Source organism: Saccharothrix texasensis, from assembly GCF_003752005.1.
Lineage (GTDB): Bacteria > Actinomycetota > Actinomycetes > Mycobacteriales > Pseudonocardiaceae > Actinosynnema > Actinosynnema texasense.
Genome location: NZ_RJKM01000001.1, coordinates 3,586,779 through 3,607,608, shown reverse-complemented (window position 1 = coordinate 3,607,608; position 20,830 = coordinate 3,586,779). Strand labels below are relative to the sequence as shown.

The 20,830-nt window shown below is 73.7% G+C and carries 22 protein-coding genes; 13 read left to right on the top strand and 9 right to left on the bottom strand.

Annotated features, from left to right (window positions below):
* Positions 1-34: 34 nt before the first annotated feature.
* Positions 35-595, bottom strand: coding sequence for a GNAT family N-acetyltransferase (locus EDD40_RS14750; protein ID WP_123743416.1), 561 nt, complete (start codon positions 593-595; stop codon positions 35-37).
* A complete protein-coding gene (locus tag EDD40_RS14745) occupies positions 592-1,092 on the bottom strand; it encodes a YbaK/EbsC family protein (RefSeq protein ID WP_123743415.1) in 501 nt (166 codons plus the stop codon). Before EDD40_RS14745 ends, EDD40_RS14750 begins: the two co-directional genes overlap by 4 nt.
* Positions 1,093-1,274: 182 nt before the next feature.
* Here EDD40_RS14745 and EDD40_RS14740 point away from each other — a divergent pair, with 182 nt between their 5' ends.
* Both EDD40_RS14740 and EDD40_RS14735 read left to right on the top strand, forming a co-directional pair.
* Positions 1,275-1,688 carry an SAV_6107 family HEPN domain-containing protein gene (locus EDD40_RS14740; RefSeq protein WP_123743414.1) on the top strand — a complete coding sequence of 138 codons (414 nt, stop codon included), beginning with the start codon at positions 1,275-1,277 and terminating at the stop codon, positions 1,686-1,688.
* Positions 1,685-2,449, top strand: a complete 765-nt coding sequence (locus tag EDD40_RS14735; RefSeq protein WP_123743413.1) for a maleylpyruvate isomerase N-terminal domain-containing protein — start codon at positions 1,685-1,687, stop codon at positions 2,447-2,449. The genes EDD40_RS14740 and EDD40_RS14735 overlap by 4 nt, the downstream gene beginning before the upstream one ends.
* A gap of 96 nt (positions 2,450-2,545) precedes the next feature.
* Here EDD40_RS14735 and EDD40_RS14730 read toward each other — a convergent pair whose 3' ends face one another.
* Positions 2,546-4,120: an alkaline phosphatase D family protein gene (locus EDD40_RS14730; protein ID WP_123743412.1), complete on the bottom strand. Its 1,575-nt coding sequence runs from the start codon at positions 4,118-4,120 to the stop codon at positions 2,546-2,548.
* A 47-nt stretch (positions 4,121-4,167) separates the two neighbouring features.
* Here EDD40_RS14730 and EDD40_RS14725 point away from each other — a divergent pair, with 47 nt between their 5' ends.
* Positions 4,168-4,854 carry a VOC family protein gene (locus EDD40_RS14725; RefSeq protein ID WP_342777767.1) on the top strand — a complete coding sequence of 229 codons (687 nt, stop codon included), beginning with the start codon at positions 4,168-4,170 and terminating at the stop codon, positions 4,852-4,854.
* Between the two features lie 7 nt (positions 4,855-4,861).
* Here EDD40_RS14725 and EDD40_RS43570 read toward each other — a convergent pair whose 3' ends face one another.
* The 3 genes from EDD40_RS43570 to EDD40_RS41715 all read right to left on the bottom strand — a co-directional run bounded on the left by EDD40_RS43570 (position 4,862) and on the right by EDD40_RS41715 (position 6,278).
* Positions 4,862-5,776: an RNA polymerase sigma-70 factor gene (locus EDD40_RS43570; RefSeq protein ID WP_281277789.1), complete on the bottom strand. Its 915-nt coding sequence runs from the start codon at positions 5,774-5,776 to the stop codon at positions 4,862-4,864.
* Positions 5,777-5,850: 74 nt separating this feature from the next.
* Positions 5,851-6,012 carry a hypothetical protein gene (locus EDD40_RS43565; protein ID WP_246037668.1) on the bottom strand — a complete coding sequence of 54 codons (162 nt, stop codon included), beginning with the start codon at positions 6,010-6,012 and terminating at the stop codon, positions 5,851-5,853.
* An 83-nt stretch (positions 6,013-6,095) separates the two neighbouring features.
* Positions 6,096-6,278 carry a hypothetical protein gene (locus EDD40_RS41715; protein ID WP_170185083.1) on the bottom strand — a complete coding sequence of 61 codons (183 nt, stop codon included), beginning with the start codon at positions 6,276-6,278 and terminating at the stop codon, positions 6,096-6,098.
* A gap of 321 nt (positions 6,279-6,599) precedes the next feature.
* On the opposite strand from EDD40_RS41715, the gene EDD40_RS41710 reads away from it, so the two are divergent.
* From EDD40_RS41710 to EDD40_RS14705, 3 genes are all read left to right on the top strand, one after another.
* Positions 6,600-6,752 carry a hypothetical protein gene (locus tag EDD40_RS41710; protein WP_170185082.1) on the top strand — a complete coding sequence of 51 codons (153 nt, stop codon included), beginning with the start codon at positions 6,600-6,602 and terminating at the stop codon, positions 6,750-6,752.
* Positions 6,753-6,824: 72 nt separating this feature from the next.
* Positions 6,825-7,469, top strand: a complete 645-nt coding sequence (locus tag EDD40_RS14710; RefSeq protein WP_123743409.1) for a GntR family transcriptional regulator — start codon at positions 6,825-6,827, stop codon at positions 7,467-7,469.
* 1 nt (position 7,470) lies between these two features.
* The gene (locus EDD40_RS14705) at positions 7,471-8,466 is read left to right on the top strand and encodes a 1-aminocyclopropane-1-carboxylate deaminase (RefSeq protein WP_123743408.1); all 996 of its coding nucleotides are present in this window, start codon (positions 7,471-7,473) and stop codon (positions 8,464-8,466) included.
* 329 nt (positions 8,467-8,795) lie between these two features.
* Here EDD40_RS14705 and EDD40_RS14700 read toward each other — a convergent pair whose 3' ends face one another.
* Complete coding sequence (locus tag EDD40_RS14700; RefSeq protein ID WP_170185081.1) at positions 8,796-13,502, bottom strand: ATP-dependent helicase; 4,707 nt, start codon at positions 13,500-13,502, stop codon at positions 8,796-8,798.
* A 76-nt stretch (positions 13,503-13,578) separates the two neighbouring features.
* Here EDD40_RS14700 and EDD40_RS14695 point away from each other — a divergent pair, with 76 nt between their 5' ends.
* Positions 13,579-15,498: an Hsp70 family protein gene (locus EDD40_RS14695; RefSeq protein WP_123743407.1), complete on the top strand. Its 1,920-nt coding sequence runs from the start codon at positions 13,579-13,581 to the stop codon at positions 15,496-15,498.
* Between the two features lie 51 nt (positions 15,499-15,549).
* Positions 15,550-16,767: an MFS transporter gene (locus tag EDD40_RS14690; protein WP_123743406.1), complete on the top strand. Its 1,218-nt coding sequence runs from the start codon at positions 15,550-15,552 to the stop codon at positions 16,765-16,767.
* 1 nt (position 16,768) lies between these two features.
* Here EDD40_RS14690 and EDD40_RS44380 read toward each other — a convergent pair whose 3' ends face one another.
* Both EDD40_RS44380 and EDD40_RS14685 read right to left on the bottom strand, forming a co-directional pair.
* On the bottom strand, positions 16,769-16,897 hold the full coding sequence (locus EDD40_RS44380; RefSeq protein WP_268957680.1) for a hypothetical protein: 129 nt from the start codon (positions 16,895-16,897) through the stop codon (positions 16,769-16,771).
* A gap of 9 nt (positions 16,898-16,906) precedes the next feature.
* Complete coding sequence (locus EDD40_RS14685; RefSeq protein WP_123743405.1) at positions 16,907-17,746, bottom strand: LysR family transcriptional regulator; 840 nt, start codon at positions 17,744-17,746, stop codon at positions 16,907-16,909.
* A gap of 71 nt (positions 17,747-17,817) precedes the next feature.
* Here EDD40_RS14685 and EDD40_RS14680 point away from each other — a divergent pair, with 71 nt between their 5' ends.
* The 5 genes from EDD40_RS14680 to EDD40_RS14660 all read left to right on the top strand — a co-directional run bounded on the left by EDD40_RS14680 (position 17,818) and on the right by EDD40_RS14660 (position 20,724).
* Positions 17,818-18,279, top strand: a complete 462-nt coding sequence (locus EDD40_RS14680; RefSeq protein WP_123743404.1) for a cupin domain-containing protein — start codon at positions 17,818-17,820, stop codon at positions 18,277-18,279.
* A 37-nt stretch (positions 18,280-18,316) separates the two neighbouring features.
* A complete protein-coding gene (locus EDD40_RS42635) occupies positions 18,317-18,712 on the top strand; it encodes a hypothetical protein (protein WP_211348175.1) in 396 nt (131 codons plus the stop codon).
* Between the two features lie 10 nt (positions 18,713-18,722).
* Positions 18,723-18,917: a DUF3046 domain-containing protein gene (locus EDD40_RS14670; RefSeq protein WP_123743403.1), complete on the top strand. Its 195-nt coding sequence runs from the start codon at positions 18,723-18,725 to the stop codon at positions 18,915-18,917.
* A gap of 172 nt (positions 18,918-19,089) precedes the next feature.
* Positions 19,090-20,133 (top strand): recombinase RecA, encoded by a 1,044-nt coding sequence (gene recA / locus EDD40_RS14665; RefSeq protein WP_123743402.1) that lies wholly within the window; start codon positions 19,090-19,092, stop codon positions 20,131-20,133.
* 114 nt (positions 20,134-20,247) lie between these two features.
* Positions 20,248-20,724 carry a regulatory protein RecX gene (locus EDD40_RS14660; RefSeq protein WP_236595120.1) on the top strand — a complete coding sequence of 159 codons (477 nt, stop codon included), beginning with the start codon at positions 20,248-20,250 and terminating at the stop codon, positions 20,722-20,724.
* Positions 20,725-20,830 lie beyond the last annotated feature (106 nt).

Sequence of the window (20,830 nt, the reverse complement as noted above, 5' to 3'; positions counted from 1 at the left end):
TTCGACCGATCGGGCTCCGGTCGACCGGGCCGCCTCAGTCGATCGGCAGCACCCGCCCGAGGACCGCGAACGGTCGCGGGTCCCCGGTGAACTGGTAGTGCCGCAGCACGTCCACGAAACCCATGCGCCGGTACAGCCGCCACGCCTTGCTCGGCCCCTCCGGCGTGGACAGCAGCACGCGCGAGCTGGGCACGCCCTCCATCAGGTTGCGCAGCAGCTGCTCGCCGACGCCGCGGCCCTGCGCCCGCGGCAGCACGTGCAGCTCGGTCAGCTCGAAGTAGTCGTGCATCCACTCCTCGACCGCGCGCGGCCCGGACACCAGCGTCAGCCCGTGCCGCACCTGCTCGTGCCACCACTGGCCGACCGAGCCCCGGTAGCCGTACCCGATCCCGATCAGCTCGTCCCGCTCGCCCAACGCCACCACGCACCGCCACCCGTCGCGCAGCATGTGCGCCAACCACATGGGCGCGCGCTGCTCGGCCGTGCCGGGCGGGTACTCCATGGCGCTGACGTAGAGCGCGAGGGCCTCGTCCAGCCGGGAGTTCAGCTCGCGGCTGGACAGCGCGACGACCCGCTGGGACGGCGCGGCGGTCACCGGGCGACCTCGGCGGAGGAGCCACCGGTCAGGTCGAGCAGGCCCGCGTAGGTCGTCGGGTACACCGCGTGCGGGTGCCCGGCCGCTGCCCACACCACCTCGTACTGCTCCAGCGCGACGTCCACGAACGTCGTGATCGGCGCCGGGTGCCCCACCGGGGAGACGCCGCCGATCACCTGGCCGGTGTGCTCGCGCACGAACGCCGGCGTGGCCCGCTCAATGGCGTCCGCGCCTGCCAGCACGGCGAGTTTCGAGGTGTCGGCGCGGTGCGCGCCGGAGGTGAGCACGAGCAGCGGCGAGGCCACGCCGTCGCGGACGGCGGCGAAGATCAGGCTGTTGGCGATCGCGCCGACCGGCACGCCCACCGCCTCGGCCGCGGCGGCGGCGGTGCGGACGGCGTCGGCCAACACGCGGATCCCGTTCGCCGCTTCGTGGTGGCCCGCCTCGGACAGTGCGGCGGCCACCTTGCGGATGCCGGGGTGGTCGAGTGCGCTCACCTGTTCATAAGACCACGGGCGCTCGGCTTGAGGAGTTCCGGGCCGGCAGGATAGTCTGGTCTGGCTCGAACATTTGTTCGAGCAATGCCTTGGTGGTGGGGCGGGGGAAGCGCCCCACCACCAAGTGCCGCCGTCTCCCCGCGGCGGTCGTCGCTGTCCCGACGCCGCGAGGAGGCCGCGAGATGACTCAGACCTTCCCCCGCCGCATTCCCCTCCCGCTACCGCCGGCGTCGGCGGTGACCCTGCTCGGACAGGCCCGCGAGTGCCTGGCCGAGGCCGGACGGGACCCTTCGCCGCCCACCCGCTTCGCCACGGCCTACCTGGCCGCGATGCGGGCGGCGGCGGCCGTGCTGGCGGCCAGGGGCCGACCCCACCGGGGCCGGGCCAAGCCGACCAGCGTGTGGGTCCTGCTGCCCTCCCTCGCGCCGGAGCTGCGCGAGTGGGCCGCGTTCTTCGCCGAGTCCTCGGCGACGCGCGCGGCCGTGCTGGCGGGCATGACCAGGCAGGTCACCCAGCGCGCAGCCGACGACCTGGTGCGCCAAGCGGCGCAGTTCACCGAGTTGGTCGACGAGATCATGTACGAGGACGGACTGTGAGCAGGGGACTGGTCGCCTACGACCGCCTGATCGACGTAGTGGAGGCCGAAGCCGAGCGCCTGGCGGCGTCGGCCGAGGGACAGCGCCCGGAACGCCAGGTGCCCGCGTGCCCCGGGCTCAACCTCGGGGAGACCGCGCGACACGTGGGCAGCACGTACCGGATGGTGTCGACGTGGCTGAGGGAAGGCAGCCAACCCCTGGTGTGGCAACAGGACCCGGAGCCGGGGCAGCCGCTGCCGGAGTACGTGCGCGCGGGCGTGCGACCGCTGGTGCGGGCCTTGCGGCCGCACGAGCCGGACGACCCGTGCGAGACGTGGTGGCCCGCCGAGCGCAACCACAACTTCTGGGCGCGGCGGCTGGCGCACGAGTCGACCGTGCACCGGATGGACGTGCAGGCGGCGGCCGGGCTGCCGATCGACCCGGTGGACGACGACGTGGCCGAGGACGGCGTGGACGAGATCCTCACGCTGTGGCTGGGCCACCGGCTGGACATCCTCGGCGTGCGCGGCACACGTGAGGGGACGGTGGCGATCCGCGCGGGCGACAAGGTGTGGCTGGCCACCACCGGCCCGGACCCGGCGGTGGCCCGGCTCGTCACCGACGGGGAGGCCTCGTCGGCGGCCGGCGGGGTGACCGGCACCCCCATGCAGGTGTACCGCTGGCTGTGGGGCCGCATCCCGGACCGCGACCTGCCGCCGACCACCGGCGACCACGACGCGATCGCGCAGCTGTGGGCCCTGCTGAGGCTGGCCACCAAGTAGACGCGCGCCCGCCGTCGGACACCGACCTCCCGTCCGGCGGCGGGCACGCCCCCCACCGCGGCGCTCGCGCCCCGAACTCGTTGCCGCGCAGGAGCTTCACAGCGCCAGGGAGGTCACTTCCGACAGGCCCTCGCCGGTCGCCGTCTCCAACCGGAAGCGGATCGCGCGGCCGTCGATCTCCAGCACGCCGACCGAGTTGCCGAAGTGCGGGCCGCTGAGCTTGTGCCACGACACCGGGTCCGGCGAGATGCCCCGCCGGTCCGCCCACCGCCGCAGCACCCGCGCGATCGGCTTCGACCACGACAGCCGGAACGCGGGCCGGAACACCCACGGCGGGTCGTTGTGCACGGGCGAGCACACCAGTTGGTACACCTTCGCGTCCACCGACCCGGCGAACGCGGCCCGTGCCGCGTAGCTGTGGTGCACGTCCCCCGACAGCACGCACACCGTGCCGGGCGCGTCGTCACCCCGCGAGATCCGCTCCAGCAACCGGGCCAGCCGCTCGAACGACGCCCGGAACGCGGGCCAGTGCTCCAGGTCCGCGACCTGCCGCACCTTCTCGCCCACCCGGCCACGCCACCCGGGCAGCCCGGCCATCCGCTCGTTCAACGACTGGAAGTGGCTCAACCCGTGCGGCATCAGCCACGGCAGCGACGAGCCGATGAGCAGGTGGTCGAAGTCGCCCTCCGCGTTGGCCTCGATCCAGTCGAACTCGGCGTCACCCACCATCAGGCGCTGCGGCCCGTCCAGGATGCGCCCGCTGCGCGTGTCGATCACCAGCAGCCGCACCCGGCCGAAGTCGCGCCGGTAGCTCCACCGCGTCGACTTGCCGCCGTCGACCTCCCGGTCCGCCTGCTCGCCGAAGTCCTCCAGCAACGCCTGCACGTCACCGCCGGTGGACCGCACCTTGGCGTACAGCTCGTCGTTCGCCAGCTCGTCCGGGCTGAGGTTGCCCAGGTGCTGGTAGACCCAGTACGACGCCAGGCCCGCCCGGATGCGCTCCGGCCACCAGCGCTTGGCGGCCATCTGCTCCCGCCACGGCCGCGAGGTGTTCCAGTCGTCGCGCACGTCGTGGTCGTCGAAGATCATCGACGTGGGCACCACGGACATCAGCCAGCGGATCTCGGGATCGGCCCACGACTCGTGGTACAGCTCGGCGTACTCGCGGAACGACACCACCTCGCCCGCGGGCTCCGGTCTGCGCTCGGCCAGCCACTGCTTGATCCGCGGCGTCGGCTCGTCGGCGTAGACCTGGTCGCCGAGCAGCACCAGCGCCTCCGGCCACTGCTCCGGCGACTCGTCCACCATCCGCAGCGCGTACGCGTCCAAGGCGTCCGGGCCGAGCTTGTCCGGCGTGCCCTCCCCCTTCGCCGCGCGGCACGACCCGAACAGCAGCCGCCGCACCGGCGTGGTGCGGATGCGGGGCGCCGGGAACGGCGAGTCCGGCCGCGGCCAGACCACCTCGCCGTCCAACCGCACGTCGTAGGGCGTGGTCGCGCCCGGCGCCAGCCCTTCCACCACCACCAGGGCGAAGTGCTGCTCGCCGACCTGGAACGTCTCGGCGCGATGCCCTGCCACGGCGACCTCGCACGCCACGTCCGTCTCGACCCACACCGTCGCCGAGGTGGAGTCGACGTGCCGCAGCACCGGACCGAGAACCAGCTGAGCCATTGGGCAGACGTTACCTTCGGACCATGCCAACGAGGTGGTGCGATGTGGTGGTCGACTCAGCCGACCCCGCCGCGCTCGGCCGGTTCTGGTCGGCGCTGCTCGGCCTGCCGGTCACCGGCGAGGGCGACGACGAGGTCGACGTGGCGCTCGGCGACGGGCAGGAGCTGGTGTTCGGGCTCGCGCCGGACGCGAAGGCGGTGAAGAACCGGGTGCACCTGGACCTGGCGTCGACGTCGCCGGAGGACCAGGCGGCGATCGTGGCGCGGGCCGTCGCGCTGGGCGCGAAACCGGTCGACATCGGGCAGGGCGACGTGCCGTGGGTGGTGCTGGCCGACCCGGAGGGCAACGAGTTCTGCGTGCTGGAGCAGCGCGACGAGTACGCGCACACCGGCCCGGTGGCGGCGGTCGTGGTGGACGCGTCCGACCCGCCGGCGCTGGCCGCGTTCTGGGCCGGTCCGACCGGGCTGCCCGTGACGCGCTCGGCGGCCGGCTTCGCGTCGTTGGCGCAGGAAGCCGGTCCTTCGCTGGAGTTCGTGCGGGTCGCCGAGCCGAAGGTGGTGAAGAACCGGCTGCACCTCGACCTCGCGCCGTTCGCGGACGGCGACCTGCCGACCGAGGTGGCCCGGCTGGAGGCGTGGGGCGCGGTGCGGGTGGACGTGGGGCAGATCGACGTGCCCTGGACGGTGCTGGCCGACCCGGAGGGCAACGAGTTCTGCGTCCTGACACCGCGCTGACCAGCGCTCAGCGCCGGGCGAGCGGCGTCTCGGCCCCGACCCGGGTCAGCTTCTCCGGGTTGCGGACGTAGTACAGGCCGGCGATGCGGGCGTCCTCGACCCGGATCGCCATGACGCCGTCGACCTCGCCGTCGAAGCGCACGACGAGCGCCGGGTTGCCGTTGACCACGACGGCCTCGCCGGTGAACGCGCTCTCGAGCCGGCCCAGACCGCTCAAGACCATCCGGACCACCTTGTCGGCCCCGACGACCGGCCGCGGCACGGCCCGCTTGACACCGCCGCCGTCGCTGACCAGCACGACGTCCGGCGCGAGCACGGCCAGCAGACCCGGCACGTCCCCGTCCTCCAGCGCCCGCCGCAACGACTCCAACGCCGCCCGCGCCTCACCCGGCGAGACCGCCTCGCGCGGACGGCGGGCGTCGACGTGCCGGCGGGCGCGGTGCGCGATCTGGCGGACGGCCGCCGGGGTCTTGTCGACGGCGGCGGCGATCTCGTCGTAGCCGACGCCGAACGCCTCCCGCAGCACGAAAACGGCCCGCTCGGTCGGCGACAGCGTCTCCAGGACGAGCATCAGCGCCATCGACACGCTCTCGGCGAGCTCGACGTCCAGGGCCACGTCCGGCGCGGTGAGCATCGGCTCGGGCAGCCACGAACCGACGTAGGACTCCTTCCGGCGGCGCAGCGCACGCAGCCGGTTGAGCGCCTGCCGGGTGGTGATCCGGACCAGGTAGGCGCGCTGGTCGCGCACCTGCGCCAAGTCCACCCGCGCCCACCGCAACCAGACCTCCTGCAGGACGTCCTCGGCGTCGGCGGCCGAGCCGAGCATCTCGTAGGCGACGGTGAAGAGCAGGTTGCGGTGGGCCACGAAAGCCCCGGTCGCCAGGTCGGCGGGGTGCTCGTCCACGTGCTCGGTCTGCGCCACGGTGTCTCCTTCGTTCCCAGGGCCGGGCACCAGACACCGCGACTCCGGGATCTGTGACAGGCGCGTGGCGTGGATCACGCCGTCGTGGCCGCCTCTCGGCTCCGCGGATCGTCGGTGGGTGCGGCGCCGTGCGGTCCCATGCCCCGGCTCGTGCCCGCGCTGCTGCGCGACCCGACGTTCCGCTGGTACTTCATCGCCCGGACCTCCTCCCACTCCGGTGACGGCCTGATCGGCATGGCACTGGTGTGCGGCTCGTTGCGGCTCGTTGCGGCTCGGTGCGTCGCTGAACGAGGTCGGACTGGTGCTGCTCGTCGGCCGGTTACCGGTGGTGGTGCTCACGCTCGCCGGCGGCGTGGTGGGCGACCTGGTGTCCCGTCGGGTCGTCATGCTCGCCGCCGACATCGTCCGCTGCGCCCAGCGCGATGAGCGCGGCGGCGGTGACCGCGAACGTGGCCGCGTCCACGGCGAAGGACACGTCCGCTCCGACCGTCTCAACCAGCACCGCGGACACACCGGGGCGAGGAGCGTCGCGGCGTTCTGGGCGGGTTGACCAGGGCGTTGGCCTGGCGGCGCCGTTCTCGGGGCACCACGTCGGCGACCAGGCCCGCCCGCCACCGCTTGCAACGCGGCCAGGTGCCACAGCGTCCCGACGCCGGTGATCAGCAGCGCGGCCGTCAGGCCCTGGGAAAGTCCCGGACCGGCCGGTGCCGCCACGACCCGCGCTGCTCGACGCCGCGCGGCACGGGTGACGCGACTTCCGCGCCCGCCCCTGGTTGCAGGCCACCACGATCCAGGTCGCCGTCATCAACGGCGTCCACTGCTGGTGGCCGTCACCGTCCCGGTCGCCCTGGCCCCGCTGCCGGCCCTGCCGGCCGCGGGCGCGCCGGTACCGGTCCTCGCCGTGCTGAGCGTGCCGTTGGCGCTCGCCGTGCGCTCCGTCCGGCAACTCCCGGCCGAGCCCGACCTTGTCCGCTGAACACGAAACGGCACCGTCTCCGGACACCCGACACCTGGTGACCTTGCCGACGACCGGCTACAGTCCGTTGGTATGCAATATATTAGTCGGGCGTTGTTTCGCGACCAGGCGCTGATCGCGATCCGCGAGGCGATCCTCGGTGGCGACCTGGCGCCCGGCGTGCCGATCAAGGACGTGGAGCTGGCCGAACGGCTCGGGCTGTCGCGGACACCGGTGCGCGAGGCGCTGGCACGGCTGACCGACGAAGGCCTGGTCGAGAGCAAACCGCACAGCTACACGCGGGTCACACCGTTGGACACGGCGGCGGTGCGTGACGCGCACGTCGTCGTCCAGGCCATGCACGCCCTCGCGGCCCGGCTGGCCGTGCCGCACCTGGTGGAGGCGGACCTGGACGCGATGCGTGCCGCGAACACGGCGTTCGCCCGCGCGTTGGCTTCCGGTGACGTGCCCGCCGCCCTCGCCGCCGACGACGAGTTCCACGCGGTGGCCGTGCGGCGTGGCGGCAACTTCGCCGTCACGGCCACCATCGACCGCTACACGCCTCTCGTGCGCCGGCTGGAACGGCAGCGGTTCGCCGCGCCCACCGGCCGCCACTCGGTGGCGATGCACGACGAGATCATCACCGCTTTCGCCGCGGCCGACGCCGACCTCGCGGCCCGGCTGGTCGAGCGGAACTGGGCGACGTTGGCCGACCTGTTCGTGGTTGAGGAGAACTGACATGGCGCTGGGCGATTTCGAGCGTTACCCGCTGACCTTCGGCCCGTCCCCGGTGCACCCGCTGGAGCGGCTGACCAGGCACCTCGGCGGCGCGAAGGTGTGGGCCAAGCGCGAGGACTGCAACTCCGGGTTGGCCTACGGCGGCAACAAGACCCGCAAGCTGGAGTACCTGGTGGCGGAGGCGTTGGCGACGGGCTGCGACACGCTGGTGTCCATCGGCGGCGTGCAGTCCAACCACACCCGCCAGGTGGCCGCGGCGGCGGCGCGGGCCGGGCTGAAGTGCGTGCTGGTGCAGGAGAGCTGGGTCGACTGGCCGGACGCGGTGTACGACCGGGTCGGCAACATCCTGCTCAGCCGGCTGATGGGCGCCGAGGTGCGACTGGTCGAGGCCGGTTTCGGCATCGGCGTGAAACCCGCTTGGGAGCAGGCGATCGAGGACGTGCGCGCGGCCGGCGGCAAGCCGTACGCCATCCCCGCGGGCGCGTCGGACCACCCGCTGGGCGGGCTCGGGTTCGCCGGGTGGGCGGCCGAGGTCGAGCAGCAGGAGGCCGAGCTGGGCGTGCGGTTCGACACGATCGTCGTGTGCTCGGTGACCGGCAGCACGCAGGCCGGCATGGTCGCCGGGTTCGCGGGCAGCGGCCGGAGGGTGATCGGCGTCGACGCCTCCGCCGAGCCGTGCGACACCCGTGCGCAGATCACGCGCATCGCCAAGAACACGGCGGAGCTGCTCGGCGTGAAGGTGACCGACGAGGACGTCATCCTCGACGACCGGTTCCACGAAGGCATCTACGGCGTGCCGGGCGAGTCCACTCTGGACGCCATGAAGCTGGGCGCCCGGCTGGAAGGCATGATCACCGACCCGGTGTACGAGGGCAAGTCCCTGGCCGGCCTGGTGGAACTGGTCTCCGCCGGTGAGATCCCGCGCGACTCGAACGTCCTGTACGCCCACCTGGGCGGCCAGCCCGCGCTCAACGCCTACAGCGCCCTGTTCCGCTGAGCGTGTGGGCGTCCGCTGAGCGTGTGCGCGCTGGGCCGCGTCAGCTGAGGGCGCTGGGTTCGCGCTGGGTGCCCGTGCGTGTTCGCGCTGGTGCCTGTCGCGTCGCTGAGTGCTTGTCGCTGGGTGCCTGTCGCTGGGTGCCTGTCGCTGGGGTTGGGCGTCGTTCGCTGAGATCAGGTCGCGTGAGGTGGTCGGGGTGGGACCGGTCCGCCGTGCGTCGCCGCCTCCTTGTATCCCGGCAACGTCAATGGTGTGGTGAAAGTTTCCAGGTCGGCTTGCTCTATCGGGTGATCTCCTGATTCGCGGCCCTCCGCCTCGTGGATTCCGTGTCATGCCCGCAGCCGCAGGCCTTTCGGGGTGGCGCGGAAGCCCGCGTCTTGGAGGATGCCCGCCAGGCGGGAACCCAGGGCCACTTCGCCGTCGGCGCGCTGCACGGCCAGTTGTCCCAGCCAGCCGTCGCGCACGGCTCGGCTCAGGGCTTGGGCCGCTGCTCGCAGAGGTTCTTCGTCCTCGGTGAACGACAGCAGCGAACGGCCGCCTCGTTCCACGTAGAGCGTGGCCAGCCCGTCGACCAGCACGACCAGCGCCCCGGACTTGCGGCCCGGCCGGTGCTTGCCCTCGCCGGACAGGTCCGGCCACGCCAGCGCGGCGCCGTAGGGCTGCGCCGGGTCGGCCGCCGCCAGCACGAGGGCGTCCGGCGTGCCCACGTGCTCCTGACCCGGTGATCTCGACGACGCGCGCAGCCGGTCCACCGCGCCACGGGCCGCGAACTGCGCCGCGCCGAGCCCTTCGACCACGTACCCGCGCACGACCTGCCCGGACTCCTCCATGGCGCGCAGCACCCGGTACACGGCGCTGAACCCGCCGGTCACCCGCTCGGTGTCCAGCGCGCCCCGGGTCAGCACGCCGTGCCGTTCCAGGAACGCCTCGGCCCGCGCGTGCGCACGCCGCGTCGTGTCCGTCACGGGCACCACGGCCAGCGACCACCGGCCCGCCACCGTCGGCGGCCCGGTGCGGCTGGGCAGGTCGGGTCTCCCGGCCCGCATCCGCGCGTACCGGCCACGCGGCGCGGCCCGCCGGGGTTTGTGGGCCGTGCCGCCGCCCGCGACCAGCGCCCGCAGCGGCGCCAGCGTGTCGTTCGTGACCACGCCCGCCCACACCAGGTCCCACAGCGCGCCGACGACCTCGCCGTCCGTCGTCGGGCCCTGCAACGACACCCGGTCGACCACCTGCCGGAAGAACAGCGCGCCGCCACCCAACGCCTCCACCACGGCGGTGTGCAGCGACGAGTCCGGCATCGCCTCCGGCACCAGGTCCGGCAGCAGCAGGTCGGCCACGTCCGCGGGCGCCAGCGCGATCCAGCCGTCGCCGCCGGCCAGCGAACCGCACCCGGTCCACGTCACCTCGCCGGACGCGGTCAGCTCGTCCAGCAGCGCGGGGCGGTAACCGGGCAGCCGCGCGGGCAGCACCAGCGACTCCACCGCGCTCGCGGGCAGCGGCGCGCCCGCCAGCTGCTCGACCACCGAGTACACGTCGTCCACGGTCGGCGCGGACCGCAGCCGCCGGCCCACCCCGTGCCAGCCCGGCAGGAACCGGCCCAGCGCCGCGGGCTCCACCGGCTCGACCTCGGCCCGCAGCCGGGCCAGCGACGCCCGCCGCAACCGCCGCAGCACCTCGGCGTCGCAGTACTCGGTGTGGGTTCCCGCCCCGGGTCGCGGGTGTCCCGCGGACAGCGGCCTGAGCTCGCCGCGCACCAGCCGCCCGGTGGCCGCCATCCGCTCCAGCACCCCGGTCACCACGGCCACGCCGAGCCCGAACCGCTCCGCCGCCTCCACCGCCGGGAACGGGCCGTGCGTGCGCGCGTAACGCGACAGCAGGTCGCCCAGCGGGTCGGCCACCGGTTCGGTGAACACCTCCGGCACGCCGACCGGCAGCGCCACGCCCAACGCGTCGCGCACCCGGCCCGCGTCCTCGATGCCGATCACCCGGTCCTCGCCCGCGATGCGCACCCGGATCGCCCGCCGCTGCGCCACCAGGTCAGCCAGCCACTCCGGCCGCACACCCCGTTCCAGCGCCTCCGCCTCGGACAGGTCGCCGAGGAACCGCAGCAGGTCGGACGCGCCTTCCGCGTCCCGCGCGTGCCGGTCGGGCGCCAGGCGCTGGAGGTTGCGCTCGACCTCCGCCACGACCTCCGGGTCGAGCAGCTCCCGGATCGCCTCCGAGCCCAGCAGCTCCGCCAGCAGCGCCGAGTCCAGCGACAACGCCGCCGCCCGCCGCTCGGCCAGCGGCGCGTCCGCCTCGTACAGGAACATCCCGACGTACCCGAACAGCAGGCTGCGCGCGAACGGCGACGGCGACGGCGTCTCCACCTCGACCACGCGCACCCGCCGGGCCCGGATGTCGGTCATCAGCTCACGCAGGCCGGGCACGTCGTACACGTCCTGCAGGACCTCGCGCATCGCCTCCAGCACGACCGGGAAGCTCTCGTACTTCGCCGCCACCGACAGCAGCTGTGCCGCCCGCTGCCGCTGCTGCCACAACGGCGAGCGCTTGCGCGGGTCGCGCCGGGGCAGCAGCAGCGACCGCGCCGCGCACTCCCGGAACCGGGCCGCGAACAGCGCCGAGCCGCCCACCTCGGCCACCACGACCTGCTCGACCTCCTCCGGGTCGAGCAGCACGTCCTCCGCGCCCGCCACGACCTGCGCGCCGTCCAGGTCGACCGCGTCGGGCAGCCGGATCACGATCCCGTCGTCGGAGTGCGCCGCCTGCACCTCGATCCCGCGCCGCTCCCGCAGCCGGGCCGCGATCGCCAACGCCCACGGCGCGTTGACCTGCGCCCCGAACGGCGAGTGCACCACCAGCCGCCAGTCGCCCAGCTCGTCGCGGAACCGCTCGACCAGCACCACCCGGTCGTTGGGCACGTGCCTGGTCGCCTCGCGCTGCTCGCCCAGGTAGGCCAGCAGGTTCGACGTCGCCCACGCGTCCAGCCCGGCCGACGCGGTCCGCACCGCGGCTTTCCCGTCGTCCATGGCGGACACCTCGCGCAGGAACTTCCCCAGCGCCCGCCCCAGCTCCAGCGGACGGCCCGGCGCGTCGCCCTTCCAGAACGGCATCCGCGCGGGCTGACCCGGCGCGGGCACCACGATCACCCGGTCGTGGGTGATGTCCTCGACCCGCCACGACGACGTGCCCAGCAGGAACGTGTCGCCGACCCGCGACTCGTAGACCATCTCCTCGTCCAGCTCGCCGACCCGCGAGCCGGGGCCCCGCTCGGACGGCGGCGTCATCACCGCGAACAGGCCGCGGTCGGGGATGGTGCCGCCCGAGGTCACCGCCAGCCGCTGCGCGCCCGGCCGGCCGCGCAGCTCGCCCGTGATCCGGTCCCAGGTGATCCGGGGCCGCAGCTCGCCGAACTCCTCGCTCGGGTACCGGCCCGCGAGCATGTCGAGCACGGCCTGCAGGGCCGACTCCGGCAGCGCGGCGAAGGGCGCGGCCCGCCGCACCAGCCCGGCCAGCGCCTCGACCGTCCACGTCTCCATCGCCACCATCGCCACGACGTGCTGCGCCAGCACGTCCAGCGGGTTGCGCGGGTACCGCACGGCCTCGATCGCGCCGTCCCGCATCCGCTCCGCCACCACCGCGCACGACACCAGGTCGCCCCGGAACTTCGGGAACATCACCCCGCGCGACACCGCGCCCACCTGGTGCCCGGCCCGGCCGACGCGCTGCAACCCGGACGCCACCGTGGGCGGCGCCTCCACCTGCACCACCAGGTCGACCGCGCCCATGTCGATGCCCAGCTCCAGGGACGACGTGGCGACCACGCACGGCAGCCGCCCCGACTTCAGCTCCTCCTCGACCACCACCCGCTGCTCGCGCGACATGGAGCCGTGGTGGGCGCGGGCGATCACGGGGGAGCGCTGGGTGGTGACGCCGGACTGCCCGACCGCCTCGGCCGGGAACCGCTCGACGGCCCGCCCGGCGCCCGACGGCCCGGCGGGCACCAGCTGCGAGGACGGCGAGTGGGCGGCGAACTCGCCCCCGGACTCGCCCCCGGACTCTTCCGTGAACTCCTCGGTGGAGCCCTCCGGGGGCACCCGCTCCAGCTCCGCGGCCTCCTCGGCCAGCTCGTTGAGCCGCGAGGTGAGCCGTTCGGCCAGCCGGCGGGAGTTGGCGAACACGATGGTCGACCGGTGCTCCCGGACCAGCTCCAGGATCCGCTGCTCCACCGAGGGCCAGATCGACGCCCGCTGCTCCGCGCCCGCCGCCGAGCCCGACACCTCGCCGGTCGGCTCGCCGAGCACCGACATGTCCTCGACCGGCACCTCGACCCGGACCTCGATCGTCTTGGCCGTCTTCGGCTGCACGACCCGCACCGGCCGGCCGCCCGCGAGGAACGCGCCGACCTCCTCGACCGGCCGGACCGTCGCCGACAGCCCGATCCGCTGCGCGGGCCGCTCCAGCAGCGCGTCCAGCCGTTCGAGCGACAGCGCGAGGTGCGCGCCGCGCTTCGTGCCCGCCACCGCGTGCACCTCGTCGACGATCACCGTCTCGACGCCGCGCAACGAGTCCCGCGCGGCGGAGGTGAGCACCAGGAACAACGACTCCGGCGTGGTGACCAGCACGTCCGGCGGTGTCCGGGCGAAGGCGCGCCGCGCGTCCGCCGGCGTGTCGCCGGTGCGCATGCCGACCGTGACGTCCGGCTCGGGCAGCGACAGCCGGTGCGAGGCCTGCCGGATGCCGGCCAGCGGCGCCCTGAGGTTGCGCTCCACGTCCACCGCCAGCGCCTTGAGCGGTGAGACGTACAGCACCCGGCACCGCCGCTTCGGCTCGGCGGGCTTCGGCGTGGACGCCAGCCGGTCGAGCGCCCACAGGAACGCGGCCAGCGTCTTGCCGGACCCCGTGGGTGCGATGACCAGCGCGTGCTCGCCGGCCGCCGCCGCCTCCCAGGCGCCCGCCTGCGCCGGCGTGGGCGCGGCGAAGGCCCCGGCGAACCACTGCCGGGTGGCGGGGGAGAAGCGGTCCAGGACGTCCACCCCACCATCCTGAACCAGGGGTCCGACAAATTCCGGTTGTGGCACGATCACCCCGTTCACATCAAAGGGGTGGATCGTGCGCGTCCTGTCCGTCGACCTGGGCACTTCCAACACCGTCGCGGTGCTCGCCGCGCACGGCAGGCCGCCCAGGGTCGTGGAGGTGGACGGCTCGGCCACCATGCCGTCGGCCGTCTACTGCGAAGAGGACGGCACGCTGGTCGTCGGCCGTGACGCCGAGCGCCGCGCCCGCCTCGACCCGGCCCGCTTCGAGCCCAACCCCAAGCGCCGGGTGGACGACGGCGTGCTGCTCCTGGGCGACAACGTGGTGCCGGTCACCGACGCGTTGGCCGCCGTGCTGCGCCGCGTGCTCGACGAGACCACCCGCCAGCTGGGCGGCGAGGCGCTGGACGAGGTCCGCCTCACGCACCCCGCGCAGTGGGGGCCGACGCGCCGCAACGTGCTGCTGTCCGCGGCCCGCCTCGCGGGCGTGACCGGCGAGATCGTGCTGGTCCCGGAGCCGGTCGCGGCCGCCTCCCACTACGCCTCGCTGTCGGTGGGCCAGGCGCTCGCGGTGTACGACCTCGGCGCGGGCACGTTCGACGTGGCCATCGTCGGCGCCACCCAGAGCGGTTTCACCGTGCTCGCCGAGGACGGCCTGCCGGACCTGGGCGGCCTGGACGTCGACCAGGCGCTGCTGGAGCACGTCGGCAGGCAGGTCTCGCACCGCGACCCGGCGGCCTGGCAGCGGCTGCTGCGCCCGGAGTCGACGGCCGACCGCCGGGCCCGCCGCACGTTGCAGGAGGACGTGCGCGCGGCCAAGGAGTCGCTGTCGCGGCACGCGCACACCGAGGTGCCGATGCCGGAGCCGTTCGAGGACGTGCTGGTCAACCGGTCGGACCTGGAGGCGCTGGTCCGGCCGAGCATGATGCGCAGCGTGGAGCTGCTGGAGTCCACGATCCGCTCCACCGGCATGGCGCCCAACCAGCTCGCGGGCATCTACCTGGTCGGTGGCGCCAGCCGCGTCCCGCTGGTCGCGACCATGATCGCCGAGCAGGTGCGGATCGTGCCGACGAGCCTGGACCAGCCCGAGACCTCGGTCGCCCTGGGCGCGCACCACGTGCCCAAGAACGGCATCACGCCGCGGTCCCAGGAGCCCGCCAGGCCGGTGGAGCCCGACACGGTCGTCACCAAGCCGGTGACCCCGCCGTCCGGCGCCTTCCAGACCAACCCGGCGGTCAGCGGCGCGCACCCCGTCAACCCCGGCGCCCACCAGGCCAACCCCGGCGCCAGCGGCCCGTACCAGGTGAACCCGAACGCGAGCGGCCCGTACCAGGTCAACCCGGCGGTCAGCGGGCCGTACCAGGTCTACCCGCAGACCGGGCCGCAGCAGTTCAACTTCCCGACCGTCACGCCCCGCGCGCAGACCGAGCCGGAGCGGAAGAAGCCCAACCGGACCGTGCTGATCTCGGCGGGCGCGGCCCTCGTGCTCGTGCTGGCCGCGGTCGGTGCGTTCTTCGCGTTCAACGGGGTGAGCGTGCCCAGCGCGCAGGAGTGCAAGAACGACACCCAACAGGACGACAAGGGCTTCACCGAGTGCCTGCGGCTGCTCGCGGGCACGATCCCCGACACCAGCACGTGCAAGGCGGGCGGCACGCCCGGCGTGGGCGGTGTCGACGGCATCAAGGGCAGCGTGGTCAGCTGCGCGGTGAAGGACGACTACTCGGTCCAGTACGTGCTCACCGAGACGGTCGTCGGCGCGCAGCACGGCGCGGAGGCGGTCGTCCGGTCCCTCAAGACCGACATGGTCGAGGCGCAGTGGGCGGGCAACGGCCTCACCGGCAAGTACCGGGCCGCGGCGGACGGCGGGCTCGGGCTGCTCGTGTTCACCGCCGACGACCTGCCGCTGCTGGGCATCGTGACCAAGAGCGGCGGCGAGGAGCTGACCGCCGACCAGGTCGCGGACTTCTTCGAGGCCGCGGTCCAACCGGGCACCTGAGACCCGGACGGTGGCTGGTAGGGCCCGACCCCGCCTGACACCCTCAAGATCATGACCGTGGTCGACGTCGTGCAGCGCAGGGTCCTGCGGGTGCTGGCGGTGACCCAGGTCCTCGGCGCGGCGGGCGTCACCATCGGCTTGGCGGTCAGCACGCTGATCGCGGCCGTGCTCGCCGACTCCGACGCGGTCGGCGGGATGGCGCAGACGGCCGCGGTGCTCGGCGCGGCGGCGTTCGCGCTGCCCGCGGCCCGGTTGGCGGCCCGCAGCGGACGTCGACCGGCGTTGGTCCTCGGCTACGGCGCGGGCGCGGCCGGCGCGGCGGTGGCGGCCTGCGCGGTCGTGCTCGGCTCGTGGCAGGTGCTGCTGGTCGCGCTCGTGCTGTTCGGCGCGGCGTCCAGCGCGAACCTCGCCGCCCGGTACGCGGGCGCCGACCTGGCCCACCCGCACCGCAGGGCGCGTTCGGTGGCGTTGGTGGTGTGGGCGGCGACGCTGGGCGCGGTGGCCGGGCCGAACCTGGCCGACCCGGCGGGGCGGGCGGCGGTGCGGCTGGGGCTGCCGGTGGGCGCCGGGCCGTACCTGCTGTCGGCGGTGCTGTTCGGCCTGGCGGTGCTCGTCGTCCTGAAGTTCCTGCGGCCCGATCCGCTCACTTTGGCGAAGTCGGCCGTCGCGCCCTCGGTCGGCGCGAAGCGGTCGATGGCGGTGTGGCGGTCGCTGCCCGCGGCCGGGAAGCTCGCGCTGGGCGGCGTGACGCTGTGCCACACCGCGATGGTGGGCCTGATGTCGATGACGCCCGTGCACATGGAGCACGCGGGGTCGTCGCTGCGCGTCGTGGGAGTGGTGATCAGCCTGCACGTCGCCGCGATGTACGCGGCCAGCCCGCTGTTCGGGTGGATGGCCGACCGGCTGGGCCGGGTGCCCGTGCTGGCGATCGGCGCGGCGCTCGTGGTCGCCGCGTCCGGCATCGCGGGCATGGCGCCGTCGCACGACGCGCCGCAGCTGGCCGCCGGGCTGGCGCTGCTGGCGTTCGGCTGGTCGGCGGGCGTGGTGGCGGGATCGGCGCTGCTCACCGAGTCCGTGGAGGTGGTGGACCGGCCGGCCGCGCAGGGCTTGTCGGACCTGTGCATGAACGTCGGCGGCGCGCTCGGCGGCGTCACGGCGGGCATCGTGGTGACCGCGTGGTCCTACGCCGCGCTGGGCCTGGTCGTCGGCTTCACCGCGCTGCCGCTGCTGGTGGCGTGCCTGTTCGCGTCGTTGCAGCGGGTGCGGTGAGTCAGCGCTTGCGGTTGTGCCAGAGCGCGCGCAGGCCGACCACGATGGCCGCGACGAGACCGGCGATCACCGCGACCGCGGCGATCGGCGACGACATGCCCGTGGGGTCTTCCTGCAACAGCAGCAGCACGGGTCGAGGTTAGCGCGCCGCCGCCGCGAACTCGCGCACGCGGGCCGTTTCGCCCGCCGTGCGCCAGACCAGCCCCCAGGCCAGGCTCGGTGCGCCCACCAGGGGCAGGAACGCGATCTTCGGGCGGGCGAAGTAGCCGACCGCGTGCGCGCCCAGCGGGCAGACGCCCTCGCCGTTGGCGATCGCGGTGAGCAGTTCCTGGAACGTCGTGACGTCCCGTCCGCGCTTGACCGGCGCGCCCTTGGGCGTCGTGTCGCGCCAATAGGCGGCGCGGAAGACCGTGTCGCGCGCCAGGTCCTCCAGGGTCACGGCCTCCTGCCGCGTGAACGGGTGCGTGTCGGAGACGGCGAGCACCAGAGGCTCCTCGTGGACGACCGGGCCGGCCGTCAGGTCCGGCTCCCCGACCGGGAACAACGTCACCATCACGTCCACCTCGCCGGCCCTGAGCAGCGAGAACGGGTCGGTGAACGGCGCTTCCCGCACGCGCACCTCGCTGTCGGGGTGGCGGGCGCGGAACCGGTCGAGGACGTCGGTGACGAGGTCGGCGAGGGCCGGCGCCTCGAACCCGACGCGCAGCAGGGACGTGCCGCGTGCGGCCTCCACCGCGCGCGCCACGCCGTCCACGATCTGCCGGTAGGCCGGCGCGAGGTCGTCACGCAGGCGGCGGCCGATGGGGGTGAGCGCGACCCGCCGGCTGGTCCGCTCGAACAGCGGCGCGCCGACGCGGCGTTCCAGCTGCTTGACGGACTGGCTGACCCGCGCCTGGGAGACGTGCAGCCGCTCGGCGGTGCGGCTGAAGTGCAGCTCCTCCGCGAGCGCCAGGAAGATCTCCAGGTCACGTCGTTCCATAACCGCCAGGTTATCGTTCCATGCGATCGCCGTCGTTGTTCGGGCCTCTTCCGGGGACGAGTCTCGACGTCATGGAGAACGCACTGCTCGTCCGCGCCGCCCAGGCCGAGAAGCTCGACGCCGACCCCGCCGCCGTGGTCACCCTCCTCGCCGACCTCGACGGCCTGACCAGCAACCGGTCCACCTTCCGCGACGGCGCCGACGGCGCGCCGCCGCACTTCCACACCCGTGCCTCGGAGCTGTTCTTCGTGCTCGACGGCACGCTCCAGGTGCTGCTGGACCAGGACGTGGTGACCTTGGAGCGCGGTGACTTCCTCGTCGTGCCGCCACGTGTGCCGCACGCGTTCGGCGCGCTCGAAGGAGCGGACGCGGATGTCCTGTACGTCTTCACGCCGGGCATGGGTCGGTTCGACTACTACCGCCTGCTCGACCGCGTGCAGCGCGGCGAGGCGAGCCCCCGGGAGATCCGCGACTCGCAGGACCGGTTCGACAACCACTACGTCGACAGCCCGGTCTGGACGGCGGCGCGCTGACCGGGCGTGCCGACCGGGCGCGTTGTCACCGTGGCGCATGACCAGCGAACCACCCGCGGTGCGACTGCGCCGGCGTGATCAGCTCCGCGACTTCCCGCGGACCTGCCGGGCGCGGCTCACGCCCGCCGACGTCGGCGTGTCCTGGTGCACGTGGCTGGAGCAGGGCCGCGACCTCACCGTCTCGTCGGAGGTCCTCGACGCGGTCAGCCGGGCGCTGCGCCTGACCGACCTCGAACGCGCCCACCTCCACCTGCCGGCCGGTCCCAACCCGCCGCGCGTCGGGGGCGTGCTCCTCGCCTCCGGCGAAGCGTCCTACGTCAACGGGCAGGACCTGGTCGTCGACGGTGGGCTGGTCGCCGCCGCCCCCGCGCTGACCGGGGCGGGGCCGACGGCCACCCCCGTCGGCAGTCCGGCGCGGACGGTGGCGCGCTAGCCTGGACCCGATGCGCATCACGATGTTCCGCAAGCTGATGGCCAACGAGTTCGGCCAGGTCAGGGCGGAGATGGTGGCCCGGGACCACGTGCTGTCCGCCCTCGGCGGTCGGACTCCCGACCAGGCGTTGGAGGCGGGGCTGTCGGCCAAGGAGATCTGGCAGGCCGTCTGCGACGCCTTCGACGTGCCGGAACAGCGGCGGTGACCCGGTGTGCCGACCAGGTGGTCGAACACCTGTTCGGCTACACTCCCCGACACGACCGGGTGACAACACCCCGCAGGTGACCTGGTCCCCGCCGAAAAATGTCGGACCCCACCCGTAACGTCGGCCCCGACATCGCACCGCGAACCCAAGACACTCCGAGGTGGACTCCAAGATGGCACCCCAGGCACCCGACCGGGACAAGGCCCTCGAACTGGCCCTGGCCCAGATCGACAAGCAGTTCGGCAAGGGCTCGGTCATGCGGCTCGGCGACGAGGTCCGCACCCCGCTCCAGGTGATCCCCACCGGTGCGATCGCGCTCGACGTGGCGCTCGGCATCGGCGGCCTGCCCCGCGGCCGCGTGGTCGAGATCTACGGCCCGGAGTCCTCCGGTAAGACGACCGTGGCGCTGCACGCCGTGGCCAACGCCCAGCGCGCCGGTGGCATCGCGGCCTTCATCGACGCCGAGCACGCGCTCGACCCGGACTACGCGAAGAAGCTGGGCGTCGACACCGACGCGCTGCTGGTCTCCCAGCCCGACACGGGCGAGCAGGCGCTGGAGATCGCGGACATGCTGGTCCGCTCCGGCGCGCTCGACATCCTGGTCATCGACTCGGTGGCGGCCCTGGTGCCCCGCGCCGAGATCGAGGGCGAGATGGGCGACAACCACGTGGGTCTGCAGGCCCGGTTGATGAGCCAGGCGCTGCGCAAGATCACCGGCGCGCTCAGCAACTCCAACACCACCGCGATCTTCATCAACCAGCTGCGCGAGAAGATCGGCGTGATGTTCGGCTCGCCCGAGACCACGACCGGTGGCAAGGCGCTGAAGTTCTACGCGTCGGTGCGGCTGGACGTGCGGCGCATCGAGACCCTGAAGGACGGCGGCGAGCCGGTCGGCAACCGCACCAGGGTCAAGATCGTGAAGAACAAGGTGGCCCCGCCGTTCAAGCAGGCCGAGTTCGACATCCTCTACGGCCAGGGCATCAGCCGTGAGGGTTCGCTCATCGACATGGGCGTCGACCAGGGCATCCTGCGCAAGTCGGGCGCCTGGTACACCTACGAGGGCGACCAGCTCGGCCAGGGCAAGGAGAACGCGCGGAAGTTCCTGCGCGACAACCCGGACGTGGCCAACGAGATCGAGAAGCGGATCAAGGACAAGCTGGGCATCGGCGCCACCCTCGACGCCGAGGAGCCCGCCGCGGCGCCCGTCGAGTTCTAAGCGGGCGTGGCAGGACGAGGTGGCCGTGGTCGCGGGACGTCCCGCGACCCTTCGGCCGACGACACCGAGGCACGTCCGGTCGACCCGGCGAAGGAGCAGCGCAAGGCGACGGACATCTGCTACGCGCTGCTCGCCGCACGGGCCCGCACCCGCGTCGAGCTGAAGGACGCCTTGCTGCGCAAGGACATCAGCGAGCAGACGGCCGAGCTGGTGCTGGGCAAGTTCGACCGGGCGGGCCTGATCGACGACGCCGCGTTCGCCGAGGTCTGGGTCCGCTCGCGGCACACCTACCAGGGCCTGGCCCGCCGGGCCCTGGCGATGGAGCTGCGTCGCAAGGGCGTGGCCGACGAGGTGGCGGCCGAAGCCGTGGCCGCGGTGGACGACGAGGCCGAGGAGGACCGGGCGCGCGAGCTGGTGCGCAAGAAGCTGCGCACCATGGCGAGCCTGGACGACACCACCAAGATCCGCCGCCTGGTCGCCGCCCTGGCCCGCAAGGGCTACGCGGAAGGCCTGGCCTACCGCGTGGTCCGCGAGGAACTGCGCCGGGCGGGCGAGGACACCACGACCTTGGACGACCTGACCCAGTACTGACCGCCGACCGACTCGGATCAACCCCCCGCCGCGGCCTCACCACGCGCCGGGCCGCGCCGGGAGCGAGCGCACCGCGACCGAGCTGATCCGCGCGGGCCGAGTTCGG

Excerpts from the sequence above, each read along its gene's own strand:
- EDD40_RS14740 (WP_123743414.1), top strand. The coding sequence starts at position 1,275 with ATGACTCAGACCTTCCCCCGCCGCATTCCCCTCCCGCTACCGCCGGCG.
- EDD40_RS14730 (WP_123743412.1), bottom strand. The coding sequence starts at position 4,120 with ATGGCTCAGCTGGTTCTCGGTCCGGTGCTGCGGCACGTCGACTCCACC.
- EDD40_RS43565 (WP_246037668.1), bottom strand. The coding sequence starts at position 6,012 with ATGCCGATCAGGCCGTCACCGGAGTGGGAGGAGGTCCGGGCGATGAAG.
- EDD40_RS14710 (WP_123743409.1), top strand. The coding sequence starts at position 6,825 with ATGCAATATATTAGTCGGGCGTTGTTTCGCGACCAGGCGCTGATCGCG.
- EDD40_RS14705 (WP_123743408.1), top strand. The coding sequence starts at position 7,471 with ATGGCGCTGGGCGATTTCGAGCGTTACCCGCTGACCTTCGGCCCGTCC.
- EDD40_RS14690 (WP_123743406.1), top strand. The coding sequence starts at position 15,550 with ATGACCGTGGTCGACGTCGTGCAGCGCAGGGTCCTGCGGGTGCTGGCG.
- EDD40_RS14685 (WP_123743405.1), bottom strand. The coding sequence starts at position 17,746 with ATGGAACGACGTGACCTGGAGATCTTCCTGGCGCTCGCGGAGGAGCTG.
- EDD40_RS14680 (WP_123743404.1), top strand. The coding sequence starts at position 17,818 with ATGGAGAACGCACTGCTCGTCCGCGCCGCCCAGGCCGAGAAGCTCGAC.
- EDD40_RS42635 (WP_211348175.1), top strand. The coding sequence starts at position 18,317 with ATGACCAGCGAACCACCCGCGGTGCGACTGCGCCGGCGTGATCAGCTC.
- EDD40_RS14670 (WP_123743403.1), top strand. The coding sequence starts at position 18,723 with ATGCGCATCACGATGTTCCGCAAGCTGATGGCCAACGAGTTCGGCCAG.
- recA (WP_123743402.1), top strand. The coding sequence starts at position 19,090 with ATGGCACCCCAGGCACCCGACCGGGACAAGGCCCTCGAACTGGCCCTG.